This is a genomic window from Pseudomonas sp. P108 (assembly GCF_032613195.1).
In the GTDB taxonomy this organism is placed as follows: domain Bacteria; phylum Pseudomonadota; class Gammaproteobacteria; order Pseudomonadales; family Pseudomonadaceae; genus Aquipseudomonas.
Genome location: NZ_CP126691.1, coordinates 2863601 through 2886119 on the forward strand (window position 1 = coordinate 2863601; position 22519 = coordinate 2886119).

A 22519-nucleotide genomic window follows, 5' to 3' on the forward strand; every position below is an offset into this window, starting at 1 on the left:
CTGCCATTTTTTTTGGCCGATTTACACCTCAATCATGAAGTTTGTGTGACATCCGTTCGGTCGTGGCCCTCGCCAACAGCCTATGTCGTAACAGCAGGTTTTTGCTGGCCTGCAGCTTCGTGTGGCAATCAAAAAGGATCTCGTAGTGATGCTCGCTCGCCCATCCCGTCGCAATATCCCCGGCCAGACTTTCAGGCGTGACGTTGCCGATCCGGCGCTGTGGTTGCTCAAGCCCCTGGCGCACGCGGTGGCATTGTGTCTGGTAGCCGGCAGTGCCGAGGCGGCGACCGCGTTCAGCTCTGGCTGGTTCGCGGCCAAGGGCGCTGCGCAACAAGCCGCGGCCGCCCGGCCCGGTGCGGCTGGTTTGCCGGGGATGACGCCACCCTTGGCGCAGCAGCAAAAAGCCAACCAGCAACTGCAACGCTCGTTGCAGACCCTCAACAACACCGTGGCGGCCATTGCCGCACAGCAGGCGGCTCAGGCTGCCGGGCGCGCGGTGGCCCTGGGCAGTCTGCAGACCGTTCCGGACGGGCTGGGCGAGGGCGGCCTCAAGGTCGACAACAGCCTGACTCAGGGTTGGCTGAACGCCAAAGGCCCGCAGCAGACGCAAGCCGATGGCAAGACCAACGTGAAGATCGAGCAGACGGCCGACAAGGCCATTCTCAACTGGGAGACCTTCAACGTCGGGCGAAATACCACAGTCGAATTTGCTCAGCAGTCGAATTGGGCCGTGCTCAACCGTGTCAACGATCCGAACGCACGCGCCAGTCAGATCCAGGGCCAGATCAAGGGCGACGGCACGGTGATGCTGATCAACCGCAACGGCATCGTGTTCAGCGGCAGCAGCCAGGTCAATGTGCGCAACCTGGTGGCCGCCGCCGCCAATATCACCGACATCCAGTTCCGGGATCGTGGTCTGTATTTCGACAGCAACGGCAGCCAGCCGACGTTCAGCGATGCCGCCGGCAAGGTGCTGGTGGAGCGCGGTGCGCTGATTGAAACCCACAAGCCCGTCGTCTCGACCGACGCCGGTGGCTATACGCTGTTGCTCGGCAAAGACGTTGTCAATGACGGCACCCTCAACACCGCCAAAGGCCAGACCGTGCTGGGTGCCGGTGATCGTTTTTACATCCGCAAAGGCTCAGGCACAGAAGGCAACACGTTTTCGACAACCTTTGGCAACGAAGTCACGCCCGGCTTCAAGGCTGGCGAGAGTGGCGGCCGGGTCAGCAACAGCGGGTTGATTCAGGCTGCCACGGGTGACATCACCCTGACCGGGCATGAAGTGGAGCAGGGCGGCGTGTTACTGAGCAGCACCTCGGTCGCCACTCGCGGGACCATTCACCTGCTCAATCCGGCGAGTGACACGAGCGGCAGCGTGACCCTGGCGCCCGGCAGTGTCACGGCGGTCATGCTCGACAGTAGCGACCTGACGGCGCTGGACAGTCAGCATCAGGCGGCCCTGAGCGGGGTCAACCTCAATAACAGGATTCGCGGCGATCAGTCGCGTATCGATCTCCAGAGCGGCGGCAGTGTCGAATTCCAGAACGGTTCGATCACCCTGGCCACCGGGGGGCAGGTCGCTGTCACCGCGCAGCGTCGCAGCCTGGTTGGCGAAGGCGCGGTGATCGACGTTGCCGGCGCTGTCGGCGTCAAGGTGGCGATGGAATCGAACAACATCAAGATCAACGTGCAGGGCAACGAGCAGCGCGATGCGTCGGTCAATCGCGAGAACGGCGCGCTCAATAGTAACGATGTCTGGGTCGATGTGCGTGAACTGGTCTACGTGCCGGCCGGCACCAATGGCTATGCGACGGACCGTTGGTACACCGCGGGTGGCCTGCTGGAAGTCGGCGGTTATCTGGGCACCCAGGGGCATGGCATCGGCGAGTGGATGGCGCAGGGCGGCACAGTGAGTTTTGCCGGCAACGACGTGGTCACGCGTAAAGGATCACTGATCAACCTGTCCGGCGGCACCCTCGATGTGCAAAGCGGCGAGATTCGACAGAGCTGGCTGCGCGGTGCAGACGGTCGTCTTTATGAAGTCTCGCGTGCGCCGGGGGATCAGCTCTACAACGGTTTGTACAAGGGCTACGAGGATCACAGTGAGCGGTGGGGCCAGACCCGCACGTTCTACAACCCGCTGATTTCACCGTCCAGTCGTACAGAGTCGGGTTACACCGTGGGTCGCGATGCCGGGCAACTGGTGGTCAGCACTGGAAACGCGGTGCTGGACGGGCAACTGCTGGGTGAGGTTTTCCAGGGTGAACGACAGACTCAGACGCCGCGTGCGGTCATCGACGGTTATGAGCAGAGCCAGACTGCGCTGGCACGGCGCGCGCAGTTGATTGTCGGCAGTTATCTGCCGAGCTATCAGGCGGCGTCCGGCGGATTGCGCTACACCCTCAATCCGCTGCTGGATCAGGTTCTGATCGGCGGCGAACGGCGGGACGAGGAATTCACCGGGGATCTGAACGGCGCCGTCGCGCAAGACCGTCAGGGCAAGTTGTTTCTCGACGCCGGCCAGCTCAATGGCTTTGATCTCGGCGCACTGAAGATTTCGGCGCTTGAGCGGATTGAAGTCAACGACGCGCTCAAGGTAGACACCGGGGGTGACATCACGCTGTACGCACCGGATGTCCGTGTTGCGGCCGATCTGACGGCGCGCGGCGGCAGTCTGAATCTGGGCAACGTGCTGAACCAGCTGCGCAGCAGCACCCTTGACGACATGCTGATTGCTGCACCGGCGGGTGAACCGGTGCAGGTGACAATCGCCAGGGATGTACGCCTCGACACCCGTGGTCTCTGGAGCAATCTGCGTACCGATCCGGACGATGTGGCAAGTCTCGGATACCTGAACGGAGGCCGGGTCTCGATCCGCAGCAGTGGCGATATCGATGTGGCGACGGGCAGCTTGATCGATGTGTCGTCCGGTGGTGCGATTCTGGCCAATGGCAAGACCCGGGGCGGCAAGGGTGGCGACGTGAGTCTTGAGTCCAGCGCGATTTCTGCGCTGGGCGATTCGCATCTGACGATGGCCGGCGACATTCTCGGTCATGGCGTGACGGGCGGCGGTACGCTCGCTATTCAGGCCAATCGGGTGCGGATCGGTGCGTCCGCAGACACGCTGCCCGAACATGCCTTGCAGCTGACGCCCGAGTTGTTCGACAACGGTTTCTCTGCCTACCGGGTTACCGGTCTGAACGGTCTGGAGGTGACGGCGGGCACACAAATCGATGTGACGATGCCGGTCTACCGTTTTGCCGACACAACGCTGAATCCGGTCAGCGGGGTCGACCCGAGCCAGGCGATGGAGCGGTGGACACCCACGCTGTATCAGGAAGACCCGCTCAAGGGCGTACTCAGTCAGCGCGCCGGTGCGAGTCTGGCGCTGCAAGCCGGCTCGAGTGAACTCGACCGGTTCGACACCGCCAGCACCCTGACGCTGGGACGCGGATCGCGCATCACGGTCGATCCCGGACAACGGATCAATCTGCGCGGGACCGGGCAGATCACCCTGGAAGGCGAACTGCAGGCCTGGGGCGGAACCCTGGATATACGTCAGCAACAGTTCGGCTCGATCGACGTTGCCACTTCACAGCAACAAGCCGACAGCAAGGCGCACAACCGCTCGATCTGGATCGGTGAGCAGGCGCTGCTGGACGTCGCGGGGCGTGCCCACACGGCGGTCGATGCGTCGGGTCGGGTCTACGGTCAGGTCGACAAGGGCGGCAGCATTATCATCGGCGGCGAAATCGATCCCAAGCGTGCGACGGCGACGGCGGCCGATGCATTTCTGATTGTGCGCGAAGGCGCACGTCTGGATGCCTCCGGGACGCAGGCCGTGCTGGACATCTCCGGGCAGGGTCCGACCCGCGTTGCCTCGGATGGCGGACGTATCAGCCTGAGTTCGTATAACGGCCTGTGGATCAATGGTCAATTGCGCGCCGCTTCAGGTGGCAGCGGTGCTGCCGGCGGACGGCTGGAGGTAGCTCTGGAGACCCCGCTGTACGCTACGCAGAAGGCGGGTGCCGAGGTTCTGCGAGCTCGGGAAATCGTCATTGGTCACGGACCGGGCGATGCAGTGTTGCCCGTGGACCTCAAGCCCGGTGACGCCGCGAACACTCTTCGTTACGGGCATGCCCGCCTGAGCACCGATACGTTGATGTCGGGCGGATTCGACAATCTGAGCGTGTTCAGCAACGGCCTCTTGTCATTTGACGGCGACGTCGACCTGCACATGAATCAGAGTCTGAATCTCTATGCTGGGGCCTTGTCCCTGGCGCAGACTTCCAGCGACTCGACGCGGGTCAATCTATCAGCGCCTTCGGTGCGGCTGTCCGGTGTGGGGACTTATTACGGTGTGGTGGGCACCATTCGTCCCCGGGTCCTGAACAGTCCGACTGCGCAAGTTTCGCCGGCGCAGTTCAACGTCAATGCCAACGTACTGGATATTGCCAACAGCCTGTCGTTCGGCGCGCAAGGGTCGATCTTGCAGAACAACGACGCCCCGGTTGAAGTCAGCCGTCGCGGCTTTGACCAGGTATCGCTGACCAGCACCGGGGACGTGCGGTTTCTTGCGCCCACCAGTGGCCAGGTGAAGTCAGAGTTGTGGACACCGGGGGACCTGAATCTGCGCGCCGCGCAGATCTACCCTGCGAGCGGGGTCTCGGCCGAAGTCCGGGTCGGCTATCAGAGTCAGAGTTCTCTCGCCGATACCCATCGGACATTGCGCATCACTGGCCAGGGGCCGGCGCCGACAGCGCTGCCGTACTCGGTGTTTGGCACGCTGGCGATGAGCGCCAGCCGGATCGATCAGGGCGGTGTTCTGCGTGCGCCTCTGGGCGTCATCAGTCTGGGTGATCTGCTGACCAAAACCCAGGAACTGCGCCTGCTGCCCGGGAGTACGACGTCGGTCAGTGCGGCCGGTCTGGTGATGCCTTATGGCGGCACCACCGACGGTATCGAATACCTTTACAACGGCGCGCCGATCATATTGAAAGGCATCAGTGGCGACAGCGCCGGGGTGAGCCTGCGCTCGCAGTACGTGGATGTGCAGTCCGGCGCGTTGATCGACCTGTCGGGCGGCGGAGATTTGCGCGGTGCCGGGTTTGTCTCCGGTCGCGGTGGCTCCACCGATGCGCGGTTCAGTCCACTGGTGCGTAATGCCAGCGATGGAACGTTCAGTCTGCCGGGGCTGGCCAGCAACCCGGTGTACGCCATTGTCCCGGGCGATCAGAGTGCCTACGCACCGATACTGGGGGAAGCGGGAGCGGTCGATCCGCGCATCGGTCAGCAGATCACCCTGGGCAGCGGCGTGCCAGGGTTGGCGGCAGGCACTTATACATTGTTGCCTTCCACCTTCACGTTGCTGCCGGGCGCGTTCCGGGTGGAAGTGAACGGCCAGGCCGCCCCGGGCGCCACCAACGGCGCGATTGCAATGCGCAACGGCTCGTGGACAAGCAGTGCGCGGATGTCGATTGCCAATACCGGTGTGCGGGACAACCTCGCCAGCCAGGTCATCGTGACATCGGCGGATGTGTTGCGGCGTTACTCGCAATACAACGAAACCACACTGGAGCAGTTCATCGTCAGCGATGCGGCGCGCCGGGGTGTTCCGCGTGCTTTGGCGCCCATGGACGCCAAAGCGCTCAACCTGTTCGTCATTGCTGGGGGCAAGCAGGATACCGCGCTGGACTTCAACGGCCGGATCGCCTTCGCAGCCGCCAAGGGAGGCGTGGCCGGGACGGCGGTGATTCGTGGCGGCAGTGGCGACAGCTTTGAGATTCTCGCCACCGGGCAGTCAGCCACGAAAGGCTTTGCCGGCGTTTCGCTGAATGCCGATACGCTCAACCGGCTGGGCGCTTCTCGTCTGGCGATCGGTGCGACCCCGACGGTGAATTACGGCACGGCCGGTAACATCGTCAGTTTCACGGGCAGTACCTACAACATCACCTTGCGTGAAGGTGCGCTGCTTTCAGCACCCGAAGTGCTGCTCTGGACCAACAGTGGGGACGGTGCCATCACGGTCGAGGCCGGTGCCGGCGTCAACTCTCTGGGACGCGGCGAGGTGCCGTACGACTCCTCGAGCGGTTTCGTCTATCAGCCCGGCGCCGCGAGTCTGCTGGTGGTGTCCAACGGCTGGACGAATGTGCTGGCGCCAGAGGTCAACGTCAGCACTGCGTCTGGCAGCATCCGCATCGGTACCTGCGATCGCCAGGCATGCGCCAATCCGGCGATGCTTTATTCGAATGGCAGCATTACGGCGGCCACCAACAATCAGTTCGAACTGGCCGAAGCGGTGCGTTTCGGCACCCGTCACCTGGCATTGGCTGTGGGTGCGGTCAACATCGGTACCACTGAAACACTGGCGGCGGTCGGTCGCCTGCCTGCCGGCCTGACGTTGAATCAGGGCGTGCTGGACCGGTTGCTGCGCGGCGATACCCAGTTTGCTGCGCCAGCCCTGGAAACGCTCAGCCTGACCACTCGCGACGCGTTCAACTTCTACGGCAGCGTCGCGCTGGACACTCTGGATCCTCAGACCGGGCGCAGCAGGTTGCAGAATCTGATGATCACGACCCCGGCCATCTACGGCCTGGGGGATACGAGCGACGTGGCGACCATCCGCACGGCCAACCTGATCTGGAACGGCACCACTCAGGCGCCCGGGGCCGTGGCCAGCGGCGGTGCGGGCACCGGGCACGGCACGCTGAACATCGAGGCTCAGCGCATCGATTTTGGCTACGGCCCTTATTCCCAACCCAACGGCCTGGATCAGAACGCTCGTCTTGCGCTGGGCTTTGCCAACGTCAACCTCAACGCCAGTGACCGCATTACCGCCAACCACAAGGGCAGCCTCGCGGTTTATGAAACGCAGGGGGCTTACGACCCGATCAAGGGTTATCTCTACAGCGGCGGCAACCTGAACCTGCGCACACCTCTGCTGACCGGGGAGGGCGGCTCGGTGAATGCGCTCAAGGCCGGCGGCAGTCTGGTATTGAGCGGGCCGACCGGGGTGGCGCCCGCCGATGCACTGGGTGCCGAACTGACGCTGGAGGGGCGTAATGTGGTGCTCGACGGCCGGATTGCGCTGGCCAGCGGCAAATTGCAGGTCAAGGCCGAGGGCGATCTGACCCTGACGAGCGGGGCTACCCTAGACTTGGCAGGCCGCACCCTGCCATTCAACGATATCAATCAGTACAGCTGGGGCGGCGACGTGGCGTTGTACAGCCGCGACGGCAATATTCGTCAGGCGGCCGGCTCGCGCATCGATCTGTCAGCGCAGAACAATCAGGCCGGCAATCTGAGTGTCGTGGCACTGTCAGACACCGCGGGCGAGGTCGATCTGCAAGGCGAAATCCGTGGCAGCAGTACAGGGCATTACGATGCCGGCGGCACGTGGGTACCCTACAAATCCGCTGGCGTGGACATACGCGCGCAACACCTGGGTGGAGCGCTGAATGAACAGTTTGCTGCGCTCAACCAACGCTTGAACGCCGGGCAAGTCTTCGGCAGTCGCAGCTTCCAGTTCAAACAGGGCGACCTGGTGATCGGCGATGGCCTCAAGGCGGGCGAGGTCTCGGTATCGGTGGACAACGGCAGCCTGACGGTGAACGGCCTGGTCGATGCCAGCGGCGAACGTGTCGGCAATATTCGCCTGTCGGCCGCCCATGGCCTGAATGTGGCGGGCGGCGCGGTACTGGATGCTCACGGTCGGGTACTGCGGGTCGACAGTTACGGCAAGATTATCGACGCGCCCAACCGGGCCATGGTCGAGCTCAGCTCCGGCGACGGCCTGCTGACCCTCGCTCCCGGTGCACGGATAGACCTGCGCCATGGCACGGACGCGGCAGTCGGCACCCTGGCGGGTCAGAATGACGGTCGCCTGCGCGGCACACTGGAACTGAACGCACCGCGACTGGGCGCCGATGACATCGCCATCGATGCCCGTGGCGCGTTGATCATCCAGGGTGCGCGGTCCATCGGGCTCAATGCCGTGCGCCGCTATACCGATGCCGCCGACGGGGTAGATCCGGCGGCCAGCGGTCGGCCTTATCAAATCATCGACCAGGCTTACCTGAACCGCATCCACGGTGACAACGACCTGTTCATCAACGCAGCCTTGGGCAACGCTGATCTGTTGCAGCGCAAACTGGCAGGGTTGAACAATGCGGGGTATGCCGATGCCTTCCATTTGCGACCAGGTGTAGAGATTGCGAGTAAAACCGCCGACGGCGATATGGTGGTGCAGGGCGATCTGGACTTGTCCGGCTATCGCTACGCCAGTCTCAACCCGAACACCGGCAAAACTTCGCTCTACGGTTCTGGCGAGGCGGGGAGCCTGGTGATTCGAGCCGGGGGTGACCTGGACATCTACGGCAGCATCAACGATGGCTTCGCGCCGCCGCCGGAAACCGTGGACGATGCGGGATGGAAACTGCTGCCGGGCGTCCAGCCGTTTGGCGGCGATCTGATTGTGCCGGGGGCGGGCGTGACGCTGGCCGAGGGCACGTTGTTCCCAGCGGGCGTCAAGCTGAACTATGACTTGCCGATCCAGGCCGCCGTCCTCGCCAGCGGTACGCTGTTGCCCACCGAGGGCGTGCTCGCCGGCCCCTACACGTTGCCGGCCGGCACCGTGTTGAGCGCAGCCGTACACGATGCCTCCGGTAACCTGCTGTATGGCGCCGGAACGCTGCTCAATGACAGTGTGATATTGCCGGCCGGCAGCCGCCTGGGCGCCGGGACCCGACTCGCTCAGGCTACCGGGATGCAGGCCATGCTCTGGCCAAAAGGCGTGCCGCTGCCCAGTGTTCTGGATGACCAACAGCGTGCGGTGGGGGCGAAGTTGAGTGGGTCGCTGGCGCTGCTGCGCGGCTCCCTGATTCCGTCCATGACCGATGTGGTGCTGGCTGCCGACACACCCTTTATCGAACTTCGTTCATTGAACGGTACACGCCAGGGCGCGAACTGGGCGATCGCGAGCATGTTGCCGTCGGGCAGCGCATCGTGGTCGATGCGGATAGTTGCAGGTGCCGACCTGGAAGCCGCTGACAGTCGTGTGGTGAAACCCGTCACCAGTGGCGGTGACTTACGGCTGGCAGACACTCACCTCGGGATTATCGTCACCGAGAAAAAGCTCGACAGCACCTGGTCGGCGGATAACCCGTTGGGGTATCCGGCGGGCAGCGTCGTCAGCGATGAGGACAGTTTCTGGTGCGATCTGATTCCCGGGGTCTGTCTCCCACCGGCCAAGTTCCTGTGGGCGGATGGCAACATGATGGGCATACCCGCCGGAACCCCGGTCAGTGACGACGATCTGTTCTGGTGCGACATCGATCCGGGGAACTGCCTGGCCAACAAGGGCGGGATAACCGCCAATCCCCACTCGCAGATGTTCAGCGTGCTGCGCACCGGTACTGGCGATCTGGATTTGATGGCTGCGGGCAATCTGCGCATGGACTCACCGTTCGGCGTTTATACGGCGGGCACTCAGTCCAGCGATGTCGATTCACGTTTCAACCAGGCCCGCGGCCGCCTGTCTGACGATGGATCGGTACTGGGCAGCGCCGGCAGCGCTTACGAAAAATGGGTCAATGGCGGTTCAGAAAGCCTGTATCAGGCGTGGTATCCGCAGATGGGCGGCAACCTGACGATCGGTGCCGGTGGTTCGGTGTCGGGGGACACGCTCGGGCGGCGCAGCTACGCAATGAACGCGCCACTGCGTGAACAGGTCCCCAGCGTTGCTGTGGGCAACTGGCTCTGGCGTCAGGGCGACGCAAAGGCGGATCTTCCTACGGCCTGGTGGATCAACTTCGGCAGCTACGCCACGCAGCCCTTGCCGGACCAGAGCACCGACACCGGGTCGTACCTGGTCGGGTTCACCGGCTTCGGCACGTTGGGCGGCGGCAATATCAGCCTGCGCGCTGGCGCGGATGCAGGCATGCTCAGGGCCATAGGCGATCAGTTGCTTAACCCCCGCAGTCAGGGACTGATCGTGGCAGTGGGCAGCACCGGCCGCGTTGGCGCTGACGGTAGCCTGCAGTTGACCGGCGGTGGCGACATGGACATTCGTCTTGGCGGCATGCTCAATCCGTCATTGCAGGCGAGGTCGGGGCAGAACGGCACGACACCGCCGCGACACGACCTTCAAGGCGCCCTGATCAATCTACGGGGTGCGGCACAGCTGACCGGCGCTGCTGCGGGTGCGATCAACCTGCAATATGGCGTCGAGCAATTCCAGCAGGACGCCCGGGAAACCAGAGCCTACGATTTGTTCAGTGCCAGCACCGGAGCGGCCGGCGGTGGCGTGGTCTTGATACCGGGTGATTCGGGGATGCGCATCAGCACACGCGGCGACCTGGTGATAGGGGGCGCGGCGGATCCGGGTCGGGTCAGGCTGCAGAACTCCACGCCGTTCACCACTGACAATGGCGAGGTCCATGCGGGTGGTGGACTGAGCGGCTTCTCGTTGTGGACCGGGCACACGGCCATCGATCTGTTTTCCGCCGGAGGCAATCTCACACCGAGCACACAGATGGCTGAAGTCATCACGACGTCGTCTCAAACCGTAAGTGGAATGAACAGCTCGCCGACTGATGGTCGCTTTGTATACCCCTCGATTCTTCGGGCCGTTGCAGGCCAGGGTTCCATCTATGCGGGACCGTCGGCCGCTTTCGGTGCATCAAGCAATCTGTTTCCGGCGGTGGGGTACTCGTTATTGCTGGCGCCTTCGACAAACGGGCAACTGTCGTTGCTGGCCGGTGACTCCATCTACGCCGGCGGTTATGCGATCAATCAGTCCGGCGCGAGCCCGGCAGCCATTGCGACCCCCTTTGCGCCTGCCTTCTCGGGATACGGAGCCAGCGCGAACGTGCCGTTGGTCAGCAACTACAGCCCCGATGGTGTGATCCCGAAGGGAAACCTGCGTTATCCGCTGTTTGCCTTTGGCGCCGACACCTTCTCGGGGTTAAGCGATGTACAGGGCCCGGCGCGTTTCTATGCCTTGACTGGTGATCTGGTCGGTTTACGCAGCGGCGAAACGCTGAGTTTTTCCCCGTCCGCTCGTACCTGGTATGAAGCGGCGGGGCCGGTGTGGATGATGGCCGGTCGCGATATCGTCGCGTCCGGTACTTTCCTGGGGCAGCCGACAATCGCGCCGAATGAGGAATTGGGCGGAACCCGACAAAACGTCAGTTCGACCGGCAACCTGTTCATTCACAACGACCCGCGGGATGTCTCGCGCGTATCTGCCGGGCGCGACATTCTCTACAGCAGCTTCGATATCGCCGGCCCGGGCCTTTTGGATGTCAATGCCGGGCGCAACATCCTGATGGAGAATCAGGCCGCTATTACCAGCCTCGGACCGATCACGGCGGGAGACAGCCGATCGGGGGCAAGCATCGTGTTGCAGGCCGGCGCAGGAGTGCAGGGGCCGGACTACACGCGATTCATTGCGCGTTACCTTAACGCGCAGAACCTGGCCGATCCGAACGCTTCCCTCAACGGGCAACCGGGCAAAGTGGTCAAGACCTACCTGGACGAGTTGCAGAGCTGGCTGACCCTCGGCTACGGCTTCAGCGGCAGCGAAGAACAGGCGCAAGCCCTCTTCGCCGCACTGCCGAGTACCGAACAGGCGATCTTCGCCCGCCAGGTGTACTTCGCCGAACTGCGTGCCGGCGGCCTCGAATACAACGACGTCGATGGCCCGCGCACTGGCAGTTATCTACGCGGTCGCAACGCGATTGCGGCGCTGTTCCCGACCAGCGATGTGGCGGGTAATTCGATCCGTTACGACGGCGACATCACGATGTACGGCGGTGCCGGGGTCAAGACGCTGTTTGGCGGCGACATCCAGATGCTCACCCCGGGTGGCGGTCAGGTGTTCGGCATCGAAGGCGCGGCGCCGCCCTCCACGGCGGGGATCATCACCCAGGGTTCGGGCAATATTCAGCTCTATTCGCAGGGCAGCATTTTGCTGGGGCAGAGCCGGATCATGACCACGTTCGGCGGTTCGATTCTCGGCTGGTCGGCCGAGGGCGATATCAACGCCGGTCGTGGCTCGAAAACCACCGTGGTCTACACCCCGCCGAAACGCGTCTACGACACCTGGGGCAACGTCACGCTGTCGCCGTCGGTGCCAAGCACCGGCGCCGGTATCGCCACGCTCAACCCGATCGCCGAAGTGGCGCCGGGCGACATCGACCTGATCGCGCCGCTGGGCACCATCGATGCGGGCGAGGCGGGGATTCGCGTGTCGGGCAACGTCAACATCGCCGCGCTGACGGTGGTCAACGCCGCCAACATCTCGGTGCAGGGCAAGGCGACGGGTGTGCCGGTGGTGTCGGCGGTGAATACCGGGGCGATCACCTCGGCCAGTTCGGCGGCATCGTCGGCCACCCAAGCGGCGGAAGATGTCGCGCGTCAGCAGCAGGCGGCTTCGCGGCAGAATCAGGCTTCGGTGTTCACCGTGCAGGTGTTGAGCTTCGGCAATGAACAACTTGCGCCGTCCCGCGATGGCGCCAGCCGTGCACCGGCCCCGGGTTACAACCCGAACAGCCCGGTGCAGGTGCTGGGCGCCGGGGCGCTGGATGAACAGGCGAAGCAGCAGTTGACCGAGGAAGAACGTGGGCAACTGACGTTGTAAAAGACTCTCGTGTAGTACGTTTGGGCGGCCGGTGGGTCGCCCTTTTTTTATGTTGACGAAGTTGAAGGGTATTTTTGCCGGGCGTGAAGCACCCTCAGTATTCTGATGCGCCCATTCACTCGATAGACCAGAAGATAGTTCGGATGAATCACCATCTCACGAGTACCAGGCACTCGGCCAGGTCGGTAACCGTAAGGTATTGATGAAAGCCGTTGTGCTGCCGCACCAACCTTGTGTCTTAGCGAAATTGAAGCGTTGGTGTTGTGTTGCTCGATGTATTTGAAGATGTCAGCCAGTTGACGCGAGGACTTGCTGCTCCATTCAAGCAGCAGAGCGGCGCTTCCTGCGCATCTCTTCCAGCATCTGGTCGAGCATCGCCATAGCCTCATCATGGGGAATACCAGGGCTAGGATCATCGAGTGCAGCCTGTACCTCTGCACGAAACCAGCGATCGTAGCTCTCGGCCTCTTCTTCGGATTCGAAGTCAGAGTAAAACGGGGAAAGTAATATGCTCATAGTGATCTCCGTGATCAATCTCGGCAGTTTAAGGGGGGACATGGTCCATTGTCGTCACTGGCAGACGATGCACCCCATGAGCCCTTGAGCAACCATGGGATAACGGAGCCCAGTATCTGCAAGCGCACCCTTTAAATCTGCCAGACGTTTCCCCCTGTTGTCCGGTAATCTCGACCGCCGCTGTAGGCGTATTCCACCCATGCGTTTTTCAGGTTTTCAGGCTACAAATCCAGGTGCGCTTTCCTACAAATGCACTCAGAACGCATAGGGAATACTCACCTTCGCCCACAACATTTCCCCCTCTGGCCGGTTCTCCACATCAAACTCCTTGGCCCAGCGAATCTCCGCACTGGCGTACTTGAGAAACGTGAAGTGCAGCGCCGGGCCAATCGCGAACACTTTGCCGCGCACGCCGTCATTCACGTCCTGCCCGGCGAACTGCACGGTATGACCGAACTGTTTGTCGTCGGTGGTTTGCTTGAGGTAGTAGCCGTTGATGCCGAGCATCAGGTCGTCGGTGATCTTGTAGCTGGCCGAATAATCGAAGTGGAAGATCTGCCCGGACTTGTAGTCGGTGTCCTTGTTTTTCTCGTTGAAGCTGTAGGTGGTCTTCATCGAGACTTCGGTGCGTTCAGTCGGCAGCCAGGTGAACGAGAACAGCGGCTTATACGTGTAGAAATTGTTACTGGTGTTGGCCAGTCGATCGACGCTGTATTCGCCGGTGGGCACGGTGACTTCCACGGCGGCGCCGAGGGTCAGGTTCTTGCCCATGTCCCACAGAATGATCGGCGCGAAGGTGGTATCGCCCATGCCTTCGCGGGTGTCGCTCAAGCCGAACACCGAGACTTCCTGCTTCAACCACGGCTGGGCGATGTACCCGGCCAGACGTCCGCCGAACACGCGCACCGGGCTTAAATAATCGAGGCGCGGAATCACGGCCGTGGATTCGATCTCGACATTCGGCACCTTGCCGCCCAGCGAGCTGATGTTGAGCTTGGTCGATTTGTAATGGTTGTAGTAGAGGTTGAACGCGACCATGTTCTGCGGAAGGCTGTCGACTTCCAGCGGCAGCATGAAGAAACCGTCGGTGCCGGTGCCGATGTTGTCGACGCCGGCTTCGGTGGCCAGGGCGGGCAACGTCAGAGGGCAACCCGCGATGAAAAGGGCGAGCGGCAAGAAGGATGTTGCACGGTTCTGGCTCATGACTGTCCTCATTATTATTGTGATTGGGACCTGGTACCGGTCGCTCGGAGCGCCGGTACGCTAGAAATAAGCGTTTGGCGTACGTTGGGGCAGGGTATTGGCGGACACCGAGGGGGGCATCTGCGGACAGTTCGCGCACCCTGTGCTAACTTCCTTCGACATAACCGGTTACAAAAATAACAATCAAGCGTGATCCGGAATGTCAGCCCCCATGAACGTAAAAGTCCAAGACCCGACCTTTGAACTGGCGCTGGTCTCGCCGTTTCTTTTGCAAACCCTCGCCGAAGTCGCGCAGAGCAAAGGCATCGATCCCCAGAGCCTGTGCCGTGGGCTGGGTTTCACCCTTGAGGATCTGCAGGATCCGGCGCAGCGGATTTCCTATCGCCAAGCCGTGGCGATGATTCAGCGCGCGCTCAAAGTGCTGCCCAACCAGGGGTTGGGATTGTGGGTCGGCGCGCAGAATGTACTCGGTACTTTGGGTCTGCTTGGGCATGTGTTGTCGCTGTGCAAGACCTTGCGTGATGCCTTTGCGCTAGGCATTCGTCATCAACACACCTCGGGCGGGATTGTGGTGTCCAGTGTTGATGTGGTCGGCGCTCAGGTGCATCTCGATGCAGAATGTCGCTTGCCATTCGCCGATGTGCAGGTGTTTGCGGTCGAGGAGTTCTTCGCCAGTTTGCTGGTGTATGGCCGCGCGCTGGTGGGGGGTGAGTTCAAGGCGATTGCCGTGGAATTTGTGCATGCCGCACCGGATTACCTCAGCGAATACCAGCGCCTGCTCGGGCCGGACGTGCGCTTCGGTTGCCTGCACAACCGCATGCTGATCGATGCGCAATGGCTGGACGTGCACCTGCCCAATCATCATTCGCTGGCGTTGCGTCAGGCGGTGGCATTGCTGGAGCTGGAAGCGGCGCAGGTGCATCAGAAACTTGATTTGATTCAGGCTGTGGAACGGGCGATTGCGCGGGATTTGAGTAGCGGCAGTCACATTGAAAAGATTGCTGGCGATTTGAATATGAGCAGCCGCACCTTGCGCCGGCGGCTGACCGAGCATGCGTTGACGTTTGAGGCTTTGCTGGAGCAGGTGAGGCAGGCGCGGACCCTGAGTTTGCTGGCCAATCCTGATATGCCGATTGAGCGGATTACCGAGGAAGTCGGCTACAGCGATGTGCGCAGTTTTCGCCGGGCGTTCAAGCGCTGGACGGGGCTGAGCCCTAGCGCCTGGCGTAATGACGCTAACCCTCACCCCAGCCCTCTCCCAGAGGGAGAGGGGGCCGACCGAGGTGTCTTGCGTCATGCATCGACCTGAAAGATTGTGCCGATTATGGACTTGAGAGAATGATGGCCGACCGCAGTTGTCTTGAGTCATGCACTGACCTGAAATTATGGATTCACTGATGCACGTTCAAGTCGGCGTAGCTCTTCAATATCCCCGAATCAGTTCCCTCTCCCCCCGGGAGAGGGCTAGGGTGAGGGGCTTTTGACTTCCATCCAAACCCACACAAACCCTCCGGCCACAGGTAAACTCCCGCGCACTTTCCCAAGGAGTTCACATGAGTTACTACCAGCCGGGCATTCTCGCCACCCCAGTTCCTGCGCAAGCACGTCACCTGTTTTTCGCTCTTGAGTCGGTTGAAGCACTGCCACAGGCGATCGACAACCTGATGAATCAGGTGGACGGCAAGTCGGCAGTGGTCGGTTTTGGTGAATCCCTGGCCAAGGCCCTCAACGTGCAGATCGACGGCCTGCGCAGCTTCCCGGCCATGACGGGTGTCGGCGTTGAGAACCCGTCGACCCAGCACGCGCTGTGGGTGTGGCTGCACGGCGTCGACCGTGGTGAACTGCTCAACCGCTGCAACGCCCTCGAAGCCGCACTGGCCCCGGCCCTGCGTCTGGTCGAGATGCAGGAAGCCTTCCGCCACAAGGACGGCCACGACCTGACCGGCTACGAAGACGGCACCGAAAACCCGCACGACGAAGCCGCCATCGCGGCCGCCCTGCAAAGCGCAGGCGTTGACGGCATGGTCGGCGGCAGCTTCGCCGCGATCCAGCAATGGCAGCACGACCTCAAGGGTTTCCACAAGCTTTCGGCCGACGACAAAGACAACATCATGGGCCGTCGCCTCAGTGACAACGAAGAGATCGACGACGCGCCAGTCTCCGCCCACGTCAAACGCACCGCGCAGGAAAGCTTCGCGCCGGAAGCGTTCGTTGTGCGTCGCTCGATGCCGTGGATCGAAGGTGATCGTGCCGGCCTGATGTTCCTCGCTTTCGGCTTCTCGCTGGATGCCTTCGAAGCACAACTGCGCCGTATGAGCGGCCTGGAAGACGGCATCACCGATGGTCTGTATCGCATCAGCCGGCCGATCACTGGCGGCTATTACTGGTGCCCGCCGCTGAAGGACGGTCACCTCGATCTGCGCGCCTTGCGCATCGGCTAAAGGAAGAGACATGAACGTGGTGCGCTGGGGCATGATCGGTTGCGGCAGCGTCGCTGAACGCAAGAGCGGCCCGGCCTTCTACAAGGCGCCCGGTTCGGCGTTGGTGGCGGTGATGGGCCGACGCCTTGAGGCCGTGACTGACTATGCCGCGCGCCACGGCATCGAGCGGGTTTACACCGACGTCGATGCGCTGATCAACGACCCTGAGGTGGACGCGGTGTACATCGCCACGCCACCCGACAGCCACCACGCCTACAGTCTCAAGGTTGCCGCTGCCGGCAAACATTGCTGCGTGGAAAAACCCATGGCGCTGCATGCCGGGCAAAGCCGCGAGATGCAGCAGGCGTTTGCCGATGCCGGTTTGCATTTGTTCGTTGCCTACTATCGCCGTTCGTTGCCGCGTTTTGCGCAGGTGCGGCAATGGCTGGAGGAGGGGCGCATTGGTGAGGTTCGGCATCTGAGCTGGACATTGACCAAGGCACCGTCGCCGGCGGATCTGCAGGGGCGCGACAATTGGCGCACCGATCCGGCGGTGGCCGGTGGCGGTTACTTCGCTGATCTGGCCAGCCATGGTTTTGATCTGTTCCAGTACCTGCTCGGCGACATTGTCGAGGTCGCCGGATTCACCGCACGTCAGGCCGGGTTGTATGCGGCGGAAGATGCGGTCAGCGCCAGTTGGCGGTTCGCTTCCGGAGCGCTGGGCATGGGCTGCTGGAGCTTTGTCGCGGATCGGCGGGAGGATCGGGTCGAGATCATCGGCAGCCTTGGGCGGATCGGCTTTTCGGTGTTTGATGAGCATCCGGTGCAGTTGCATACCGATGAAACCATCAGCCTGGAAATCCCTCATCACGAACACATTCAGTGGCATCACGTGCTGGGCATGAATGCGCACATTCGTGGTGATTCACAACATCCCGCCGTCGCCGAACAAGCCCTCAAGACCGACTGGGTCATGGACCAGATCCTCAAACGCCAGTAGCACACAATTCCCCTGTAGGAGTGAGCCTGCTCGCGATAGCGGTGTATCAGATACGAATTCGGCGTCTGACACTCCGCTATCGCGAGCAGGCTCACTCCTACAAAAAGCGATCGTGTGAAGTATCTAAGGTTATGCCCATTCGGTATTTCTCAACCTCGTCATAACAACTCTAAGATCACGTCATAACTCGTTATAACAAGTGATCCCGTGATGACCGATAACGTTCTCTCCCTTAGCAGCGTTCCTCTGCACACCCAACTGCGCGACGTCCTCCGTGCGCGGATTCTCGACGGCGAATACCCGCAAGACAGCCAGATGCCCTCCGAAAGCGAACTCGGTGCGCTGTTCAAAGTCAGCCGCATCACCGTGCGCCAAGCCTTGGGCGATCTGCAAAAGGAAGGGCTGATCTTCAAGATCCACGGCAAAGGCACCTTCGTTGCCAAGCCGAAAACCTTTCAAAACGTCAGCAGCCTGCAAGGCCTCGCCGAGTCGATGACCGGGCGCGGTTACGAGGTGATCAACCGCCTGCGCAGCTTCAAATTCATCCCGGCTGACAAACGCGTCGCCGAGCGTTTGCAGGTCGCCGAAGGCGAGACCGTCGCGCAGATCAAACGTGTACGGTTGATCAATCGCGAGCCGATCTCGCTGGAAATCACCTACCTGCCCAAAGCCGTCGGCGAGCGCCTGGAGAAGGCCGATCTGGTCACTCGCGACATCTTCCTGATCCTCGAAAACGACTGCGGCATTGCCCTCGGCCACGCTGATCTGGCCATCGACGCAGTGCTCGCCGACAGCGACCTGACCCAGGCGCTGAACGTCGAGGCCGGCTCGCCGATCATGCGCATCGAGCGTCTGACCCACGACGCGCAAGGCCAGCCGCTGGACTTCGAACACCTTTACTACCGTGGCGATGCGTTCCAGTACCGCCTGCGGATCGACCGGCAAAAAGGGGAGCAGGCATGACCCGCAACGTGCTCGAACAGGAATACGACATCGTCGTCATTGGCGGCGGCACTGCCGGCCCGATGGCCGCGATCAAGGCCAAGGAAAAGAACCGCGACTTGCGCGTGTTGCTGGTCGACAAGGCCAACGTCAAACGCAGCGGCGCGATCAGCATGGGCATGGACGGCCTGAACAACGCGATCATCCCCGGCCACTCGACGCCCGAGCAGTACACCAAGGAAATCACCATCGCCAACGACGGCATCGTCAATCAGGCCGCCGTTTACGCCTACGCGACCCACAGCTTCGAGACCATCGAGCAGCTCGACCGCTGGGGCGTGAAGTTCGAGAAGGACGAAACCGGCGATTACGCGGTGAAAAAGGTCCACCACATGGGCGCCTACGTGCTGCCGATGCCGGAAGGGCACGACATCAAAAAAGTGCTGTATCGCCAGTTGAAACGCGCACGGGTGAGCATCACCAATCGCCTGGTTTGCACGCGGTTGCTGACCGACGCGGAGGGCACCGTCAACGGTGTGATGGGCTTCGATTGCCGCACCGCCGATTTCCATGTGATCAAGGCCAAAGCGGTGATCCTCGCCTGTGGCGCTGCCGGGCGCCTCGGTCTGCCGTCGTCGGGCTACCTGATGGGCACCTACGAAAACCCGACCAATGCCGGCGACGGCTACGCGATGGCCTATCACGCCGGCGCCGAACTGGCCAACCTCGAGTGCTTCCAGATCAACCCGCTGATCAAGGATTACAACGGCCCGGCCTGCGCCTACGTCACCGGCCCGTTGGGCGGCTACACCGCCAACAACAAGGGCGAACGCTTCATCGAGTGCGACTACTGGAGCGGGCAGATGATGTGGGAGTTTCACCAGGAACTGGAGAGCGGTAACGGTCCGGTGTTCCTCAAACTCGATCACCTGGCCGAAGAAACCATCCAGAACATCGAGGAGATCCTGCACAGCAACGAGCGCCCGAGTCGCGGCCAGTTTCACGCCAATCGCGGCACTGATTACCGCACGCAAATGGTCGAAATGCACATTTCCGAAATCGGTTTTTGCAGCGGTCACTCGGCGTCCGGCGTGTGGGTCAACGAACGCGCCGAGACTTCGGTGAAAGGCTTGTATTCGGCGGGTGACATGGCCGCTGTGCCGCACAATTACATGCTCGGTGCCTTCACCTACGGCTGGTTCGCCGGGCATAACGCCGCAGATTTTGTCGCCGGCCGCGAGTTTTCCGCGCTGGATGCCGAGCAAATCGAAAAGGAAAAGGCCCGGGTCTACGCACCGCTGGATCGCGAACACGGTCTGCCGCCGGCGCAGGTCGAGTACAAGCTGCGGCGTTTCGTCAACGATTACCTGCAACCGCCGAAAGTGACCAAGAAGATGCAGATCGGCCTGCAACGCTTCAGCGACATCGAGCGCGATCTCGAGCAGATGAAGGCCAACAACGCCCACGAACTGATGCGCGCGATGGAAACCAGCGTGATCCGCGACTGCGCCGAAATGGCCGCGCGCGCCTCGTTGTTCCGCGCCGAAAGCCGCTGGGGTCTGTACCACTATCGCGTCGATCACCCGCAGCGCAACGACAGCGAATGGTTCTGCCATTGCCACCTGAAGAAGGGCGAGGACGGCCAGATGACCAGTTTCAAGAAAGCCGTCGAGCCTTACATCATCCCGCTCGATGCTGAAGAAATGCAGGCATACGACCGTTTGCGGGTCGGCGCTTTCGCCGCTTGATGCACCACTAAAAAGAGAGTCCGGACCATGGCCTATCAAGCTCAGGAAATCTTCTTCCGCTCCAACGCCCCCGTCACCGTGGACGAGGACAAATGCATCGCCGAAAAGGGCTGCACCGTGTGCGTCGACGTTTGCCCGATGGACTTGCTGGCGATCAACCCGGCAACGCAGAAGGCCTACATGGCGTTCGATGAATGCTGGTACTGCATGCCGTGCGAAAAGGATTGTCCGACGGGTGCCGTGAAAGTCGACATCCCCTATCTCCTGCGTTGAAACGCTTTCCCCTGTAGGAGTGAGCCTGCTCGCGATAGCGGTGGGTCAGATGTAGATGTGTTAGCTGACACACCGCTATCGCGAGCAGGCTCACTCCTACATTGGATGTGTGACAACCCAAAGCCATCCGGTGAACCCCGGACGCTGGATTCACCGAACACCCCTCGTTTCCCACCGCGCCCTGATCGCGGCGGAGACGAACTCAAATAAATGATTCGAGGGGAAACAACCATGTTGCGTGCAGCAATCGCCGGTCTGGTACTGGCTTCGTTCACCTTGTCGGCCTCAGCCGAAACCATCCGCATTGCCATCGGCACCCAGGACACCACCATCAACTGCGCCGCCGGCGGACTGTTGATTCGTGAGCTAGGCCTGCTCGACAAATACCTGCCCCACGACGGCGCCTACAAAGACGCGAAGTACGACGTGCAGTGGAAGAACTTCACCAGCGGCGCGCCGCTGACCAACGAGATGGTCGCCGGCAAACTCGACTTCGGCGCGATGGCCGATTTCCCCGGTGCGTTCAACGGTGTCGCGTTTGAAACCGCCGGCAAGCACAGTCTGTTCATCAGCGTGTTATCGGGGAGTATCAAGGGCAGCGGCAACGGCATCGTCGTGCCGAGCGCGTCTGGCGTGCAGTCGCTGAGCGAGCTCAAGGGCAAGACGATTTCCGTGCCGTTCGCCTCCACCGCCCACGGCATGTTGCTGCGTGCGGTGGCGGCACAGGGTTGGGATCCGCTCAAGGATGTCAACATCATCGCCCAGCCGCCGGAGGTCGCCGGCTCGGCATTGCAGGCCGGCAAAATCGACGCCCACGCCGATTTTGTGCCGTTCGCCGAGCTGTTCCCGAGCCGTGGTTTCGCCCGCAAGATTTACGACGGCGCTCAGGCCAATGCGCCGACTTTCCACGGTGCGCTGGTGGATCAGGCGTATGCGAAGAAGTACCCGGAGATTGTCGTCGCTTACCTGCGCGCCAGCATCGAGGCCAGTCAATTGCTCGCCGCCGAGCCTGAGAAGTACAGCGAACTGATCGCCAAAGTCACTGGTGTCGACGCCGAGGTGAATTATCTGTTCCACGGCCCGCTCGGCGTGCAGTCCCGCGACCTGAGCTGGAAGCCGGAATATCGTCAGGCGGTTGGTACGGCTATCGATACGTTGAAGCTGCTGAAGAAGGCTGATCGCGGGCTCGATCTGAATACCTTTGTCGACGATCAGTACATTCGTGCGGCGTTCAAGGCGTCGAACCTGGATTACACGGCGCAACTGGCCAACTACGCGCAGACACCGTTGCAGGCGACGGATGCGGCGACCGGTAAAGCGATTACTGACTTCAGTCATGTTGCGGAAATCTGGGTGCGTGGTGAGGACAAAGTGCGGCAGTACGCGTCTGCGGAAGAGGCGTTTACCGCGCTGGCCGCGTTGAAGCAGGCAGGCAAAAACGTCCGTGCGGTGTATGCGCAGGCCAGTGACAGCGGGATCAAGTTGCTCGCCGAGCAGGCGTGGTTTGCCAGTGATGCGAAAGGGCGGCTGAGTGCTTTCCTGCTCAAGGGGCAGGCTCAGCAATTTGCCTCGGCGCAGGGTGGCAAGGTTTTCGACTTCAGCGATGCCACTACCCAGGCAGTTGCTGCGCGCTGATAGAAGATCAAGAGCCCCTCACCCTAACCCTCTCCCGGGGGGAGAGGGGACTGACCGAGTTGTTTGGGCAAGGTACACCGACCTGAAATACCGAGTTGAACTCAGGTTTTGAAAAGAATCTGTCGAGCCGAACTCAGGT

Annotated in this window: 11 protein-coding genes; 8 read left to right on the forward strand and 3 right to left on the reverse strand. The window is 61.7% G+C overall.

Annotation, left to right across the window (positions count from 1 at the left end):
- Positions 1-148: 148 nt before the first annotated feature.
- Complete coding sequence (locus QOM10_RS12615) at positions 149-12643, forward strand: filamentous haemagglutinin family protein (protein ID WP_316918186.1); 12495 nt, start codon at positions 149-151, stop codon at positions 12641-12643.
- A gap of 47 nt (positions 12644-12690) precedes the next feature.
- On the opposite strand, the gene QOM10_RS12620 is transcribed toward QOM10_RS12615, so the two are convergent.
- From QOM10_RS12620 to QOM10_RS12630, 3 genes are all read right to left on the reverse strand, one after another.
- Entirely contained in the window at positions 12691-13032 is a 342-nt protein-coding gene (locus QOM10_RS12620) for a type II toxin-antitoxin system RelE/ParE family toxin (RefSeq protein ID WP_127930382.1), read from the reverse strand.
- Positions 12965-13159 carry a stability determinant gene (locus QOM10_RS12625; RefSeq protein ID WP_095123340.1) on the reverse strand — a complete coding sequence of 65 codons (195 nt, stop codon included), beginning with the start codon at positions 13157-13159 and terminating at the stop codon, positions 12965-12967. Before QOM10_RS12625 ends, QOM10_RS12620 begins: the two co-directional genes overlap by 68 nt.
- 255 nt (positions 13160-13414) lie before the next feature.
- Entirely contained in the window at positions 13415-14362 is a 948-nt protein-coding gene (locus QOM10_RS12630; protein WP_316918187.1) for a transporter, read from the reverse strand.
- Between the two features lie 211 nt (positions 14363-14573).
- Here QOM10_RS12630 and QOM10_RS12635 point away from each other — a divergent pair, with 211 nt between their 5' ends.
- The 7 genes from QOM10_RS12635 to QOM10_RS12665 all read left to right on the forward strand — a co-directional run bounded on the left by QOM10_RS12635 (position 14574) and on the right by QOM10_RS12665 (position 22380).
- Entirely contained in the window at positions 14574-15671 is a 1098-nt protein-coding gene (locus QOM10_RS12635; RefSeq protein WP_316918188.1) for an AraC family transcriptional regulator, read from the forward strand.
- A gap of 244 nt (positions 15672-15915) precedes the next feature.
- Positions 15916-16803 carry a Dyp-type peroxidase gene (locus QOM10_RS12640; RefSeq protein WP_150776054.1) on the forward strand — a complete coding sequence of 296 codons (888 nt, stop codon included), beginning with the start codon at positions 15916-15918 and terminating at the stop codon, positions 16801-16803.
- 10 nt (positions 16804-16813) lie between these two features.
- Positions 16814-17782, forward strand: coding sequence for a Gfo/Idh/MocA family oxidoreductase (locus QOM10_RS12645; protein ID WP_316918189.1), 969 nt, complete (start codon positions 16814-16816; stop codon positions 17780-17782).
- Positions 17783-17992: 210 nt separating this feature from the next.
- Entirely contained in the window at positions 17993-18745 is a 753-nt protein-coding gene (locus tag QOM10_RS12650) for a GntR family transcriptional regulator (protein ID WP_038368826.1), read from the forward strand.
- Positions 18742-20472, forward strand: coding sequence for a fumarate reductase/succinate dehydrogenase flavoprotein subunit (locus tag QOM10_RS12655; protein ID WP_160039643.1), 1731 nt, complete (start codon positions 18742-18744; stop codon positions 20470-20472). Before QOM10_RS12650 ends, QOM10_RS12655 begins: the two co-directional genes overlap by 4 nt.
- Before the next feature lie 27 nt (positions 20473-20499).
- Complete coding sequence (locus tag QOM10_RS12660; protein ID WP_003225615.1) at positions 20500-20745, forward strand: ferredoxin family protein; 246 nt, start codon at positions 20500-20502, stop codon at positions 20743-20745.
- Positions 20746-20976: 231 nt separating this feature from the next.
- Positions 20977-22380 (forward strand): ABC transporter substrate-binding protein, encoded by a 1404-nt coding sequence (locus QOM10_RS12665; RefSeq protein WP_316918190.1) that lies wholly within the window; start codon positions 20977-20979, stop codon positions 22378-22380.
- The last annotated feature ends 139 nt before the right edge of the window (positions 22381-22519 follow it).

Bases quoted from the DNA above. Each gene is read 5' to 3' on its own strand.
- QOM10_RS12615 (WP_316918186.1), top strand. From the start codon at position 149: ATGCTCGCTCGCCCATCCCGTCGCAATATCCCCGGCCAGACTTTCAGG.
- QOM10_RS12620 (WP_127930382.1), bottom strand. From the start codon at position 13,032: ATGAGGCTATGGCGATGCTCGACCAGATGCTGGAAGAGATGCGCAGGA.
- QOM10_RS12625 (WP_095123340.1), bottom strand. From the start codon at position 13,159: ATGAGCATATTACTTTCCCCGTTTTACTCTGACTTCGAATCCGAAGAA.
- QOM10_RS12630 (WP_316918187.1), bottom strand. From the start codon at position 14,362: ATGAGCCAGAACCGTGCAACATCCTTCTTGCCGCTCGCCCTTTTCATC.
- QOM10_RS12635 (WP_316918188.1), top strand. From the start codon at position 14,574: ATGAACGTAAAAGTCCAAGACCCGACCTTTGAACTGGCGCTGGTCTCG.
- QOM10_RS12640 (WP_150776054.1), top strand. From the start codon at position 15,916: ATGAGTTACTACCAGCCGGGCATTCTCGCCACCCCAGTTCCTGCGCAA.
- QOM10_RS12645 (WP_316918189.1), top strand. From the start codon at position 16,814: ATGAACGTGGTGCGCTGGGGCATGATCGGTTGCGGCAGCGTCGCTGAA.
- QOM10_RS12650 (WP_038368826.1), top strand. From the start codon at position 17,993: ATGACCGATAACGTTCTCTCCCTTAGCAGCGTTCCTCTGCACACCCAA.
- QOM10_RS12655 (WP_160039643.1), top strand. From the start codon at position 18,742: ATGACCCGCAACGTGCTCGAACAGGAATACGACATCGTCGTCATTGGC.
- QOM10_RS12660 (WP_003225615.1), top strand. From the start codon at position 20,500: ATGGCCTATCAAGCTCAGGAAATCTTCTTCCGCTCCAACGCCCCCGTC.
- QOM10_RS12665 (WP_316918190.1), top strand. From the start codon at position 20,977: ATGTTGCGTGCAGCAATCGCCGGTCTGGTACTGGCTTCGTTCACCTTG.